Annotated in this window: 15 protein-coding genes; 5 read left to right on the plus strand and 10 right to left on the minus strand. The window is 34.6% G+C overall.

Annotated elements, in window-relative coordinates; translation table 11 throughout:
- Positions 1–2 precede the first annotated feature (2 nt).
- From ACXAHM_RS15230 to ACXAHM_RS15250, 5 genes are all read left to right on the plus strand, one after another.
- Positions 3–1277, plus strand: coding sequence for an asparagine synthetase B (locus ACXAHM_RS15230; RefSeq protein WP_474961316.1), 1275 nt, complete (start codon positions 3–5; stop codon positions 1275–1277).
- Between the two features lie 3 nt (positions 1278–1280).
- Positions 1281–2414: a glycosyltransferase gene (locus tag ACXAHM_RS15235; RefSeq protein WP_474961317.1), complete on the plus strand. Its 1134-nt coding sequence runs from the start codon at positions 1281–1283 to the stop codon at positions 2412–2414.
- Entirely contained in the window at positions 2405–3010 is a 606-nt protein-coding gene (locus ACXAHM_RS15240; RefSeq protein WP_474961318.1) for an RNA polymerase sigma factor, read from the plus strand. Before ACXAHM_RS15235 ends, ACXAHM_RS15240 begins: the two co-directional genes overlap by 10 nt.
- Positions 3011–3254: 244 nt before the next feature.
- Positions 3255–4244 (plus strand): aspartate-semialdehyde dehydrogenase, encoded by a 990-nt coding sequence (locus ACXAHM_RS15245; protein WP_474961319.1) that lies wholly within the window; start codon positions 3255–3257, stop codon positions 4242–4244.
- A gap of 224 nt (positions 4245–4468) precedes the next feature.
- Positions 4469–5761: a Na+/H+ antiporter NhaC family protein gene (locus ACXAHM_RS15250; RefSeq protein WP_474961320.1), complete on the plus strand. Its 1293-nt coding sequence runs from the start codon at positions 4469–4471 to the stop codon at positions 5759–5761.
- Between the two features lie 188 nt (positions 5762–5949).
- On the opposite strand, the gene atpG is transcribed toward ACXAHM_RS15250, so the two are convergent.
- From atpG to ACXAHM_RS15300, 10 genes are all read right to left on the minus strand, one after another.
- Complete coding sequence (gene atpG / locus ACXAHM_RS15255; RefSeq protein WP_474961321.1) at positions 5950–6843, minus strand: ATP synthase F1 subunit gamma; 894 nt, start codon at positions 6841–6843, stop codon at positions 5950–5952.
- Between the two features lie 72 nt (positions 6844–6915).
- Positions 6916–8493, minus strand: coding sequence for a F0F1 ATP synthase subunit alpha (gene atpA / locus ACXAHM_RS15260; RefSeq protein WP_474961322.1), 1578 nt, complete (start codon positions 8491–8493; stop codon positions 6916–6918).
- 81 nt (positions 8494–8574) lie between these two features.
- Complete coding sequence (atpH, locus tag ACXAHM_RS15265) at positions 8575–9111, minus strand: ATP synthase F1 subunit delta (protein ID WP_474961323.1); 537 nt, start codon at positions 9109–9111, stop codon at positions 8575–8577.
- Positions 9112–9165: 54 nt separating this feature from the next.
- Positions 9166–9657 carry a F0F1 ATP synthase subunit B gene (gene atpF, locus ACXAHM_RS15270; RefSeq protein ID WP_474961324.1) on the minus strand — a complete coding sequence of 164 codons (492 nt, stop codon included), beginning with the start codon at positions 9655–9657 and terminating at the stop codon, positions 9166–9168.
- Between the two features lie 120 nt (positions 9658–9777).
- Positions 9778–10029 (minus strand): ATP synthase F0 subunit C, encoded by a 252-nt coding sequence (atpE, locus tag ACXAHM_RS15275; protein ID WP_044203144.1) that lies wholly within the window; start codon positions 10027–10029, stop codon positions 9778–9780.
- A 135-nt stretch (positions 10030–10164) separates the two neighbouring features.
- Complete coding sequence (gene atpB / locus ACXAHM_RS15280) at positions 10165–11229, minus strand: F0F1 ATP synthase subunit A (RefSeq protein ID WP_474961325.1); 1065 nt, start codon at positions 11227–11229, stop codon at positions 10165–10167.
- A gap of 10 nt (positions 11230–11239) precedes the next feature.
- The gene (locus ACXAHM_RS15285; RefSeq protein WP_474961326.1) at positions 11240–11644 is read right to left on the minus strand and encodes a hypothetical protein; all 405 of its coding nucleotides are present in this window, start codon (positions 11642–11644) and stop codon (positions 11240–11242) included.
- Positions 11645–11720: 76 nt separating this feature from the next.
- A complete protein-coding gene (locus tag ACXAHM_RS15290) occupies positions 11721–12017 on the minus strand; it encodes an AtpZ/AtpI family protein (protein WP_474961327.1) in 297 nt (98 codons plus the stop codon).
- Positions 12001–12447 carry a bactofilin family protein gene (locus ACXAHM_RS15295; RefSeq protein ID WP_474961328.1) on the minus strand — a complete coding sequence of 149 codons (447 nt, stop codon included), beginning with the start codon at positions 12445–12447 and terminating at the stop codon, positions 12001–12003. Before ACXAHM_RS15295 ends, ACXAHM_RS15290 begins: the two co-directional genes overlap by 17 nt.
- A 148-nt stretch (positions 12448–12595) precedes the next feature.
- Positions 12596–13468: a peptidoglycan DD-metalloendopeptidase family protein gene (locus ACXAHM_RS15300; RefSeq protein ID WP_474961329.1), complete on the minus strand. Its 873-nt coding sequence runs from the start codon at positions 13466–13468 to the stop codon at positions 12596–12598.
- Between the last annotated feature and the right edge of the window lie 160 nt (positions 13469–13628).

Here is a 13628-nt window from a genome sequence, read left to right on the forward strand (position 1 = left end):
TTATGAGAAAAAATAAATTCAATATATACATCCTGTCTATCCTTTTCTGGCTAATAAGTAGTCCTACTTTTGCGAACTATATTTTAGTTCCTATGGATAATACCCAGACAAATCACCTTAAAGCTTACGGTATTACGTATTGGGTGCTTCAAAAAGAGGTAGAAGCAGAATGGTTATTAAATTATCGCGGAGGAAGTTTTCTTTTCAAGTACGCTCAAGGTTTTGAGAACGAAATGATTGTGAGAGGTGTGAGCTATGAGGTAATTTCTGATGCTCAAGTACTCAATATTAAAAGAGAAATAGAACACCCTGAAGCAAATATGGATATCATGCGTTTAGATGTCCCTCCTAAAATTGCAGTATATTCTCCACCTTCAAAAATGCCTTGGGACGACGCTGTAACACTCGTTTTAACATACGCTGAGATACCTTATGATGTTATTTTTGATGATGAAGTTATTGCTGAATTACTTCCAAAGTATGATTGGCTTCACCTTCACCATGAAGATTTTACTGGTCAATATGGTAAATTCTTTAGAGCATACGGAAGGCAAAAATGGTATATTGATAATCAAAAGAAATTTGAAGCTTCTGCTCATAAACATGGATATAATAAAGTATCTCATTTAAAATTAGGTGTTGCTCAAAAAATAAGAGATTTCTGTGCAGGTGGTGGGTTCTTATTTGCCATGTGTTCTGCGACAGATACCTATGACATTGCACTTTCAGCAGAAGGTGTAGACATCTGTGATTTTATGTATGATGGAGATCCAGCTGATCCTAATGCTCAATCTAAATTAGATTACTCTAAAACTTTTGCCTTTAAAGATTTTAGACTTTATATGGATCCCTACAAATATGAATACTCAAATATTGATAATCAGTATTATGAAAGAGGTCTTACAGAAAGTAATGATTTCTTCAAACTGTTTTCTTTCTCTGCAAAATGGGATCCTATTCCTACCATGTTAACTCAAAATCATGAACAAAATATTAAAGGTTTCATGGGGCAGACTACAGCTTTCAAAAAACATCTTGTTAAATCTGATGTGATCATATTAGGAGAAACTAGTGAAGCAAATGAAGTGAGGTATATCCATGGTACATATGGCAAAGGTACTTGGACTTTCTATGGTGGTCATGATCCAGAAGATTATCAACATCTTGTAGGTGAAGAACCAACAGACTTAAACTTGCATCCTAATTCGCCAGGATATCGATTAATTTTGAATAATATCTTGTTCCCTGCAGCAAAGAAAAAGAAGCAAAAAACTTAGAATATGCACATTGCTTCATTTGTTAAAGAACATTCCCTTCTTATCGTACTTATCTATTTCATCTGTCTACTTCCACAGTTAGTCACTTGGGGGATTATTATACCTTATACTTTATGGAAAAAAAAGAAGAAACTTCAGAAATCAGATGAACCAGTAAGTATTATTATTGCTGCTCACAATGAAGAAAATAATCTACCGAAGCTTCTTCTAAGTCTCATTCAGCAAGATTATCCAAAGTTTGAAATTATTGTCATTAATGACAGATCAACTGACAAAACTACAGATGTAATTGATCAATTTTCGAAAAAATATCACATTGTAAAAAAAGTTGAAATTTTAGAAAAGCCTACGAATTGGAATCCTAAAAAAAATGCTCTATCAAAAGGTATTGAAAAAGCAGCATTTCAAAATTTACTTTTTATTGATGCTGACTGTTGGGTTAATACAACAAAGTGGATTCAAAACATGTCATCCTATTTCGTGAATTATGATATTCTACTTGGTATAGGATTATACAATAGTTCAATTGACAACTGGGTCACTAAACTTACAAAGTTTGAGACATTCCACACCGCTTTACAATACCTATCGTTCAACACATTAGGTATAAACTATATGGCAGTCGGAAGAAATTTTGGATATAAAAAATCCATATTTCAAAAGGCTAATGGCTTTGAAAAACACAAATTTGTAATGAGCGGCGATGATGATTTATTGGTAAATCAGATGTCGAATTCTCAAAATACAATTGGTATATTAAACAAAGATACGATCACTTTTAGTAAACCAGAAACAACTTGGAAAGCATGGTTCAGACAAAAAACTAGACATGTAAGTGCTAGTTATCACTATAAATTTTCAAATAAATTACTTTTAGGTACACTTAGTACTTCTCACGTATCAGTATATTTTATATATTTACTAATGCTACCACTTGGTATGGCAAATTTATTGCATCTCTCCTTACTATTCTTGTTACGTACAATACTGATGATTGTATGTTTCAAAAAATTCTCTGCAATAGTCGGTGAGAAAATACATTGGTGGCTTATACCAATTTTGGACCTAATGCTAATTGCATATCAAATTATAATAGGAGTATCCTCAGTGATCTCAAAGCGAAAAACATGGATTTAGACAGACAGTTTTCCCAAAAAGCGCTTGAAGATTTTGAATTAATAGACGAAGCGATTGAAGGTAATGAGCAAGCATACGCAAAGCTTATGAGCCGTTACCGTAAATCGGTATATCATACGATTTTAAAAATGGTTAGAAATGTAGATGATGCAGAAGATCTAACCATTGAAGCATTCGCTAAAGCATTTAAGAATCTCTCCAAGTTCAAAAAAGACTATACTTTTAGTACGTGGTTATTTAGAATCGCGTCTAATAATGCAATTGACTTTATTCGTAAGAAAAAGTTAGAAACGTATTCTATTGATGCTGAAGTCACCAATAAAGATGGTGATACTATGAGTATGAATATTCAGGATTCTGGATTAACACCTCAAGAAGAAGCAATCAAAGCACAAAAAATTCAAATCGTAAGAGAATTTGTAAGCTTATTACCTCCAAAATATCAACGTTTAGTAAAACTAAGATACTTTGAAGAAAAGTCTTACGATGAAATTGCAGATGAATTAGAAGCTCCACTTGGAACTATCAAAGCACAATTGCATAGAGCCAGAGAGTTACTGTATGACTTAGCAAAAAATAGTAAAAACATTCTGTAAGAAATTTACTTACAAAGCAGCATCAGTTCTTCTCAAAAAACTGATGCTGTTTTTTTTATAACACAATGTGTTATTTTTGTATAAAACAGTTTTATAACTAACATATTAAAGATAGATTTTCTACTTTTGAAATCAGTAGTCTTTCTATGAGCAATTGAAGGTTACTTTCAGTTGTGAAAGGTCATATGTTATTACGAATCGACCTTTAGCGGTTATTTTCAAACAAACCAACTATCCAAATTTTATGAAATTAGCAGTTGTAGGCGCCACAGGTTTAGTGGGCGAGCAAATCCTTAATGTAATCGATGAAAGAAACTTTCATTTCGATGAACTGTTACTCGTAGCATCAGCAAGATCTGCTGGTAAAAAAATGACATATAAAGGAGTTGAGTATACTCTTATTACTCCTGAAGAGGCTATTACACAAAAGCCAGACATTGCAATCTTCTCTGCAGGTGGAAGTACTTCATTAGAATACGCTCCAAAATTTGCTGAGGTTGGGAGTACAGTTATTGACAACTCTTCAGCTTGGAGAATGGATCCATCTAAAAAGTTAATCGTACCTGAAGTAAATGCAAAGTCTTTAACTAAAGAAGATAAAATCATTGCAAATCCTAACTGTTCAACAATCCAGATGATTGTAGCTGTGGGTCCATTGCATGAAAAATATACAATCAAAAGAATCGTAGTTTCTACTTATCAGTCTGTAACAGGTTCTGGTAAAGCTGCAGTTGATCAATTATTTGACGAAAGAGCTGGTAAAGAAGCTAACATGGTTTATCCTCATCAAATTGACTTAAACGTTCTTCCCCATATTGATGTATTCCAAGATAACGGATATACAAAAGAAGAAATGAAAATGATCAATGAGACAAAGAAAATCTTAGAAGATGATTCTGTAAAAGTAACTGCTACTACAGTGCGTATTCCTACTGTTGGTGGTCACTCTGAATCAGTTAATATTGAGTTTGAAAACGAATTTGATGAAGCTGAGTTAAGACAAATTTTAGCTGATGCTCCTGGTATCATCGTTCAAGATGACCCTGCAAACAATGTGTATCCAATGCCATTAACTTCTCATAATAGAGATGAGACTTTTGTAGGTCGTATCCGTCGTGATGAAACACAAGAAAAAACAGTAAACATGTGGATCGTAGCTGATAACCTTCGTAAAGGTGCTGCTACAAACACTGTTCAAATTGCTGAATACTTAGTTTCTAGCGGATTGGTTTAGTTTTTTAAATCAGATTATATATATCCAAACTGAGGTAATTTATTTTACCTCAGTTTTTTTTATTTTTAATAAAAAAACATCAGAGGCTAATTCAATTTAATTAACTCACAATAAGCATTCTAATACGTAATATTTTAGTAATTTCGCATCTTAAGTTGTTTTCAGATGTAACTATACATCACACCTAAGCTACAATATTTAAACTGTAACTACATTTAATCATTTTGGAAAAATCAATTAATAAGGGAAAACCTTTAGCTTTAATTCCATTACTAACTTTTTTAGTTAGCTATTTAGCCGTTTCTATCATTACAGGTGACTTTTATAAGATGCCCGCTACAATATCTTTCTTATTGGCTTCTGTAGTAGCATTACTTATGAATAATAAACTTTCTCTAAAAGAGAAAATATCAATATATACTCAAGGAATGGGACACAGTGACATAATGTTGATGTGTATTATATTCCTACTTGCTGGCGCCTTTGGTAATGTCAGTAAAACAATGGGAGCTATTGACTCTACAGTAAATTTTGCATTGACTTATTTACCGAGCAATTTATTGATTACTGGGTTATTTATTATCTCTTGTTTCATTTCAATCTCAGTAGGTACTTCTGTAGGTACTATTGTCGCTATCGCTCCTATTGCTGTTGGAATAGCTGAGAAAACCGGAATGCCTATAGGGATTGGTCTAGGAGCCGTTATTGGAGGTGCCATGTTTGGTGATAATCTTTCTATGATCTCTGATACGACAATCGCTGCAGCAAGAACACAAGGTGTAGAAATGAGAGATAAATTTAAAGCAAACATAAAAATTGCTTTACCAGCCGCAATTATTACAATCATTATTTATTTGGTGACAACAAATGGTATTTCTCTAAATCTTGAAGAAAATTATGAGTACTCATTAATAAAAGTACTTCCCTATATCGCTGTACTATTAGGAGCATTAACTGGAGCGAATGTATTAATTGTCCTATTTTTAGGGATAATACTTTCTGGAATTATTGGTATATCATTAGGCTCATTTGATATTTGGGGTTTAATTTCAGCAACATCACAAGGCTTTATGGGAATGTCTGAAATTATCATTCTATGTCTTATGATTGGCGGTGTTGTAGCTATCACCACTAAAAACGGAGGTATTGATTATATTATTCATGCTATTAACTCTAGAATTAATTCTGAAAAAGGTGGAGAATTAGGTATAGCACTACTTATTTCATTCATCGATATGTGTACTGCAAATAATACTATTGCCATTATTATTGGTGGTCCTATTGCGAAAGAGATTAGTACAAAATACAATATCGATCCTAAAAGGGCTGCTAGTATTCTTGATACATTCTCTTGTTTTACACAAGGAATTATCCCTTATGGAGCACAGATCTTGGTAGCAGTTAGTGTGGCACAAACCATCACTCCTTTAGGAGTAATTCAATATTTATATTATCCTTTTATCTTAGGAATATGTGCCTTGGGCTATATTTTCATAATGAAAAGATCTTTTAGTTAAAAAGTGACACATAAAAAACCCTTATTTGATATTATTCAAATAAGGATTTTGTTTATATCTATTCAGCCCTAAATAAATGTACTATAAACATCTGAATTTATAATTAATAAAATGTTTATCATTTTTAAATATAGAAATCCCAACCTCTCTAGAGAGATTGGGATTTCTATATTTAAAAATGAGGGAAATTAGTTTGCCGCTAATGCTTCTGCACCACCAACAATTTCAAGGATCTCATTAGTAATAGCTGCTTGACGCGATCTATTGTAATCTAATTTCAATTCTTTCAATAATTCTCCTGCATTCTCAGTTGCTTTATCCATTGCAGTCATACGAGCTCCGTGTTCTGCCGCATTCGAATCAAGCAAATGCGTATAGAAGTTCACCTTCAACGTCTTTGGAATCAACTCTGAAAGAATTTTTTCTTTCTCTGGCTCGAAGATGTAATCAGCTTCGTTTCCAGATTCTTCTGTAGATTCTGAAGTTTCTAAGGCAAAAGGTAAGAATTGTTTCGTTCTCACGATCTGAGTTGCAACATTTTTGAACTCATTATAAACAATCACTACCTTGTCAAACTTTCCTGAAACATAGCCATCCATAGCATATTCAGCAGACTTTCTTGCTTCTTCAAAAGTTGCATTGTGGAAGAAGTTCACGTAGTCAGAATTAACTTGTACGCCTCTCTTCTTGAAGAAGTCGTGACCTTTAGAACCAACACCTAAAACTTCTACTCTACCCGCTTTATGCTGAGTAGCGAATTCTTCATTAAGAAGTCTTGAAGTTTCTTTGATGATATTGGCATTAAAAGCACCTGCTAAACCACGGTCTGAAGTTACTACAATAACAAGAACGCTATTTACTTCGTCATGTGCCTCAACGAATGGACTAGAAAAGTCGTTACCAAGAGCCGCAGTAACGTTTTCAAGTATAGACGCAAGCTTATCAGCATATGGACGCATACCTGTTACACGGTCTTGAGCTCTACGCATTTTTGCCGCTGAAACCATTTTCATGGCTTTAGTGATTTGCTGCGTTGAGTTTACAGAGGTAATTCTCTCTTTTACTTCTTTAAGACTAGCCATTTTCTGTTTGAGTAATAAAAGTGAATTAGCAACAAGCGTAGTGAACTACCTTGTTGCTAATTTCTAATATAATTATTTGTGGTTCTGAGCTATTTCCTCACCAACTTTTCTTAAAACGTTGATTTGGTCATCTCCCCACTTACCTGAAGCAATTTCAGCCATTGTATCAGCATGCTTAGAGTTAAGTACTTCTAAGTACTCTGCCTCAAATGCTTTTACTTTTTCCTCAGCTACTGGATCTAGGATACCGTTAGTACCTGCCCAGATAATAGCCACTTGGTTTTGAACTCTGAAAGGAGTGTACTGAGCTTGTTTTAAAACTTCAGTATTTTTACGACCACGGCTAATTGTTAACTGAGTAACTGGATCTAGATCTGAACCGAATTTTGCGAAAGCCTCTAACTCACGGAATTGAGCCAAGTCAGTTTTTAACTGACCAGAGATTTTCTTCATTGGTTTGATCTGTGCGTTACCACCTACACGAGATACTGAGATACCAACGTTCATCGCTGGACGAACACCTGCGTTGAATAAGTTAGTCTCTAAGAATACCTGGCCATCAGTAATCGAAATTACGTTAGTAGGGATATATGCTGAAACGTCACCTGATTGAGTTTCAATGATAGGAAGGGCAGTTAAAGATCCGCCACCTTTTACCATACCTTTGATAGACTCAGGAAGGTCGTTCATATTCTTTGCGATATCGTCTGATGAGTTTACTTTCGCAGCACGCTCTAATAGACGTGAGTGAAGGTAGAATACATCACCAGGATAAGCTTCACGTCCTGGAGGACGACGAAGTAGAAGTGATACCTCACGGTAAGCTACCGCTTGTTTTGAAAGGTCATCATATACTGCTAATGCAGGACGCCCAGTATCACGAATAAATTCACCAATTGCAGCACCTGTAAAAGGAGCGAAATATTGCATTGGAGCAGGGTCAGAAGCGTTTGCTGCTACAACCACTGTATATTTCATAGCACCTGCTTTTTCAAGCGTTTGTACTAATGCTGATACTGTAGAAGCCTTTTGACCTACAGCAACATAAATACAGTAAACTGGTTCTCCTTTATCGTAGAACTCTTTTTGGTTGATGATTGCATCAAGTGCAACTGCAGTTTTACCTGTTTGACGGTCACCAATGATTAATTCACGTTGGCCACGTCCAATAGGAGTCATCGAGTCGATTGACTTGATACCCGTTTGCATAGGTTCGTCTACTGGTTGACGGAACAATACACCTGGAGCTTTACGCTCGATAGGCATTTCGTACGTTTCACCTTCGATCTCGCCTTTGCCATCGATAGGGTTACCTAATGCGTCGACAACACGTCCAAACATACCTTCACCAACATTAACTGATGCAATACGTCTTGTACGCTTTACTGTATCACCCTCTTTGATATCTGTGTATTTACCCATAATTACGGCACCTACATTATCTTCTTCGAGGTTCAATACCATACCTACGACTCCTGACTCGAACTCGATCAACTCGCCAGCTTCAGCATTAAGCAAGCCATAAATACGAGCTACACCATCACCTACTTCTAAAACAGTTCCCACTTCTTCTAACTCAGAAGAAGCTTTAAACCCTGTAAGCTGTTCCTTCAGGATCGCAGACACTTCATCTGGTCTAACTTGAGCCATTTTTGTATCTGGATTTGAATTTGACTATTCTTTACTAAAAAAAAGCATCCTAATTATACAAAGGATACTTCGTACAAAGGTTTACTGAAAAGCAACCTTTAATTGTTGTAACTGTGTTTTTACAGAACAATCTAATTGTCTGTCTCCCACAGTTAGAATGTAACCACCAATGAGACTTGGGTCTACTTTCTCTTCTAACTCTACAGTTCTACCTGTAGATTTAGCTACTTTATCTACTAAAACAGCTTTTGTATCAGCTGCTAAAGGTGAAGAAGTAACCACAGTAGCTCTTTGAATATTTTTTACAACATCAAACTCACTTAAAATCGATTCCATGATCTCTTTTAAGGCGTCTGTTCTGTTTTTGTCTACCACCAAGTCAAATAACTTGTTTGTTAGATCGCTTACTTTAGCTGAAAAAATTTCTTTCAGAATTGCTGCTTTTTTATCGGATTTGATAATAGGACTTTGAAGGGCTAACGCCAATTCTCTACTATCAGCAATAGTTGTCGCTACTAATTTAGCGTCATCATATAGTTTTGCTTGATCTTGTCCGTTTAATGCAACCGATACAAAAGCTTTTGCATATCGAGATGCTACTCTAGATTCTGCACTCATGGTTATGATTTATATACTACAAAGAGAGCACTCTTTGTTTGATTCCTGTTTAACTTAGATCTTAGCTTCAGCAACTAACTCTTTTACAAGTTCTTGTTGAGCTGCATCATCAGCAAGTTGCTTACGAACAACTTTCTCTGCGATGTCTAATGAAAGTTCAGCTACAACACCTTTGATTTCTGATAAAGCATCTCTCTTTTCAGCTTCAATCGACGCTCTAGCTTCTTCAATAATTCTTTTTGCTTCAGCTTTTGCGTTATCAGTAGCTTCAGTTACCATTGCATCTGCTTTCACTTTTGCTTCGCTAATGATTTGTTCTCTTTCAGCACGAGCAGCTTCTTTCATCTTCTCGTTGTCTGCTTTAAGTTGTGCAATATCAGCTTTCGCTTGCTCTGCACTTTTAAGAGCATTATCAATTGACTCTTCTCTCTCTTTTAGTGCCTTAGAAATTGCAGGAACGATTCCCTTTCCAATGATTAAGAACACTACCAAGAAAAATAAAGTGTTCCAAAATATAAGGCCTATACCAGGAGTTATGATATCCATTTTCGTTTATATTTTGCGTGTGAGCTTTGACGTTTCTTTGTTAAAAGATACCCATCGCCGGGCAAACCCCTTAAGCGACGGATATCCAAACAAAATGTTTCTTTTGCTTGTGATTAGGGATTAACCTAAACCGATCAATAGACAAACTACTACTGCGAATAGAGCAACACCTTCAATCAAGGCTGCTGCGATAATCATTGCAGTTTGAAGGTTACCTGCGATCTCTGGCTGACGTGCCATCGCCTCAACAGCGTTACCACCAATTTTACCGATACCAAGACCAGCACCAAATACTGCTAGACCTGCACCGATTGCTGCACCTAATTGACCTACGCTACCACTTACTTCTAGTAAAATCGAAAGTAATGACATTTTGAATTTTGTTTAAATAGTTTTAAAAAAAGAAACGTATATGAAGCTTTCGCTTGCGCGAAGATCATTCATTATATTCACTTATCCACATTCATTAAGTTAAATAACTCAAATACAAATGTGTAAGACAAGATTCTAGTGATGGTCAGCTACTGCTGCACCAATAAACAACGCTGAAAGCATTGTAAAGATATAAGCTTGTAAGAAAGCTACAAAGATCTCCATGAAATAAAGTGGGATAATAATGAAAGAGGCTACTCCTCCAACCCAAGCTGCTTCAAGGATAAACACTAATGACATGAATGACAATAATACGATGTGACCACCTGTGATATTGGCAAACAAACGAAGCATTAGGGCTATTGGTTTAGTAAAGATACCAATGATTTCTACTGGAATCATAATTGGAGACAACCACCATGGTACACCAGGAGTGGCAAAGATATGACCCCAATATTGCTTATTACCACTAAAGTTAGTTACAATTAGTGTAAAAGCTGCCATCAACATTGTAAATGAGATATTTCCTGAAGAGTTTGCTCCACCTGGAAGTAAGCCCATTAAGTTATTGATTAATACAAAAAAGAATAATGTCAATAAATAAGGAAGAAACTTATCAGTATTGTGACCTAAGTTAGGCTTAATCACTTCATCTCTCATATAAACTATAAGTGGTTCAAAGAAAGATTGTACTCCTGAAGGTGCTTTTCCTGCATTCTTCTTATATCCTTTAGATATCGCACTAAATACTAAAATTAATAGTATTACTGAGATACCAGTTGATGCTGCGTTTTTTGTTAATGAAAAGTCATAAACATGTACATTTTCATCAGTTGAAGCAATATGCTCATGATGATTTACATAGCTACCATATTGACCTTTCACAGGTTCGTGATGTAAAAACTCACTTGCCGAGAAAAATTCAAATCCTTTTCCTTCAACATATAAGATGACTGGAAGGTTGATACCATAATGGTGTTCATGACCTTGATCGTCTGTTGTTGAATAAATCGTCCAATAATGCTCATCCTTCACGTGGTGAAGAATTGTCTCTACCGGGTTATACTCCTTCACATGAGCTCCTGTTGGAGTCTCTCCATGTCCATCACTTGCATATGATGTGGAAGTTTGTAATAGTGCTGTAAAAAGCAACGCTAATGCTGCAAAGCGGCTGTAAATAGAAAAATAAGTACTTTTCATTATTATAAAATCACTCACTACCTTGTTTACCCTGTAACTTAGACATGAGGTGCTTTACCTCAAGGATAGTATATGCAAAATAAAAAAAGAAATAACTTAATATGAAAACTAATTTCTCATGTTTATCTGCATCCATCAAAATAAAGTACAAGATAAAGATGGTTAATGTTAGTAAAATCCTTATCAAGACTGTAGCCATATAAAAACCGTAGAAAATCTCACCATTGTCGGTGCTAGCTCCTAAACAAGTTACTTCATATGACATTATCGCTAACAATAAATTGAAACCTAATTCAATATATATATAACGACCAACATTGAACCCACTCTGAGAAGCTCCCAATATCGACAGTAAAAAAATCGTCGACATCACTAACATTCCAAAGTAAAAACGTGTTCGTAAACTTAGTTGCATATTAAAATTCCAACTCAATCAGTTGAATCGATTGCAAACATAAGGTAATACCTTTTAAACACAAAGAAGCAGGTACTCATTTTTTAGAAAAATTGTCTTGTTTACCTTTTTTTTTCATTATTTCTCCTTTTTTATTAGATATTTTCTTCAATCCATTGATTAAAATCATCAAAGAAGTGAAAACTCCGAATAAAAGAAAACCAATGGTGAAATACGGACCATTGGTTTCTACTATATCATCTAAATATCTCCCACCATAAGCACAGACCAATAAAGTCACGATCATTTCAGTACTTATAGAAGAGTATTTTAAAAAAGTCGAATATTTTTCAGTTGCTTTCTTTGCTTTCGAAATTTTATTCTTCTGTTCCATTTTCTTCTTCAATAGAAGTTTCAACTTCTGGAGCTGATGTTTCTAATAATGGTCTTGAAGATTCACCCATGTGGCACTGTCCATTGAATACAGCTCCTGGATCAATTGTCAATTTTTTAGTAATGATATCTCCATGCACAACAGCAGAAGCTCTTAAAACTAAATTGTCTGATACTTCGATCTTACCATGAATCTCTCCTTCAATCTCTGCATTTTGAGAGAAGATGTCACCTTCTACTACACCATCTTTCCCTAAAAACAATTTAGAGTGACAATGTAAATTACCGATGATTTTACCATCCATTCTTAAAATACCATGTGTTTCTACATCTCCTTTTAATGTAGTTCCATGTCCAATTGTATTATTTGCGGCATTAGTTGGTTGCTGTGTTGGAGCAACTCTTTCTTCGTTGTTTTTGAACAAACCCATATTTTTTAATATTTATAATCGTTAAAGTAGTATTCTCCTACAAAATGGATGATTTCTATTCAAGAAGTCAACTTGATATAAAATACATCCAAAAAAAGTGCAATAACATCCATAGAAATCTACTTATTCCACCTAAAGATAAGTATTTCTATTCAAATGGAATAAAGTCAACTGGATCTACTGGATTACCATTGAACCACAATTCGAAATGTAAATGTTGACCATCTGTCATTTCTCCACTATTACCGATAATAGCAATAATATCACCTGTTCTAACAGTTTCTCCTACTTTTTTTAGTAAAACAGAATTGTGTTTATAAAAAGATAGAATCTGACCTTTATGTTGAATTCCGATAACATATCCTGAATCTTGAGTCCAAGAGGATAAAATAACAGTTCCTTCTGCAATAGCTTTAATTCCTTCATTTCTTTTTGCTAAAACATCCACTCCATAGTGTCCATTTCGGATATCGAATGTTTTTGATAATACACCATTAGAAACTGGAGGAAAGAAAAATAAATCTTCAACACCTGAACTGACGCTATTTACTGGAGCTGATTTAATTTCTAGACCTTCAAATTCACTTCTAAACATAGAATCCACAGGATCTACTTCCTTTAAGTCTACTACGTTTTCTTTAACTTCCTCAGTATTTACAATTTTAGCTTTAATATCTTCTGCATCTTTAACCTCTCCATCTAGAATTGCTCTAATTGAAGCCATATAAACATCTTTATCCTCAGATGCTATTTCTAAAGAATCTACAAGGCGTTCCATTTCGATAAGTTTTCGATCTGTTTCACGGTATGCAACTCTTGGATCAAAAATCTTAGACAATAATGTTGTCGCAAGTACAAAGCTTAAACCACCGAGTATGGTAAAAACTATACCTGTTAGTAATAGTATTTTTACGTATGATAATCTATATGCTGCTCTTTCAGCAAATGTTTCTTCATCTCTAACCACAAGTACAAATCTTGTAGTTAGCCATTCAGATAACGTTTTCCCTTGTCTTTTCATGTATTTTTCTTCTTTCTTTAAGAAGGTATTTCTTTACAAAAATAGAATAAAAGTGGATTTTCTTGATATTTTTGACAGAAGTATTGAATTAATATAACTTTTTGGTCAAGAAAAACTGTAAATTAGCTACTAATTAAATTCTTTTAAGAGTAATTCTTGT

The sequence above is a fragment of the Flammeovirga sp. AWQ4_249 genome, assembly GCF_056161045.1.

What these genes read in the sequence shown, in the direction of transcription:
- ACXAHM_RS15230 (WP_474961316.1), top strand. Translation starts at nt 3, where the DNA reads ATGAGAAAAAATAAATTCAATATATACATCCTGTCTATCCTTTTCTGG.
- ACXAHM_RS15235 (WP_474961317.1), top strand. Translation starts at nt 1,281, where the DNA reads ATGCACATTGCTTCATTTGTTAAAGAACATTCCCTTCTTATCGTACTT.
- ACXAHM_RS15240 (WP_474961318.1), top strand. Translation starts at nt 2,405, where the DNA reads ATGGATTTAGACAGACAGTTTTCCCAAAAAGCGCTTGAAGATTTTGAA.
- ACXAHM_RS15245 (WP_474961319.1), top strand. Translation starts at nt 3,255, where the DNA reads ATGAAATTAGCAGTTGTAGGCGCCACAGGTTTAGTGGGCGAGCAAATC.
- atpG (WP_474961321.1), bottom strand. Translation starts at nt 6,843, where the DNA reads ATGGCTAGTCTTAAAGAAGTAAAAGAGAGAATTACCTCTGTAAACTCA.
- atpA (WP_474961322.1), bottom strand. Translation starts at nt 8,493, where the DNA reads ATGGCTCAAGTTAGACCAGATGAAGTGTCTGCGATCCTGAAGGAACAG.
- atpH (WP_474961323.1), bottom strand. Translation starts at nt 9,111, where the DNA reads ATGAGTGCAGAATCTAGAGTAGCATCTCGATATGCAAAAGCTTTTGTA.
- atpF (WP_474961324.1), bottom strand. Translation starts at nt 9,657, where the DNA reads ATGGATATCATAACTCCTGGTATAGGCCTTATATTTTGGAACACTTTA.
- atpE (WP_044203144.1), bottom strand. Translation starts at nt 10,029, where the DNA reads ATGTCATTACTTTCGATTTTACTAGAAGTAAGTGGTAGCGTAGGTCAA.
- atpB (WP_474961325.1), bottom strand. Translation starts at nt 11,229, where the DNA reads ATGAAAAGTACTTATTTTTCTATTTACAGCCGCTTTGCAGCATTAGCG.
- ACXAHM_RS15285 (WP_474961326.1), bottom strand. Translation starts at nt 11,644, where the DNA reads ATGCAACTAAGTTTACGAACACGTTTTTACTTTGGAATGTTAGTGATG.
- ACXAHM_RS15290 (WP_474961327.1), bottom strand. Translation starts at nt 12,017, where the DNA reads ATGGAACAGAAGAATAAAATTTCGAAAGCAAAGAAAGCAACTGAAAAA.
- ACXAHM_RS15295 (WP_474961328.1), bottom strand. Translation starts at nt 12,447, where the DNA reads ATGGGTTTGTTCAAAAACAACGAAGAAAGAGTTGCTCCAACACAGCAA.
- ACXAHM_RS15300 (WP_474961329.1), bottom strand. Translation starts at nt 13,468, where the DNA reads ATGAAAAGACAAGGGAAAACGTTATCTGAATGGCTAACTACAAGATTT.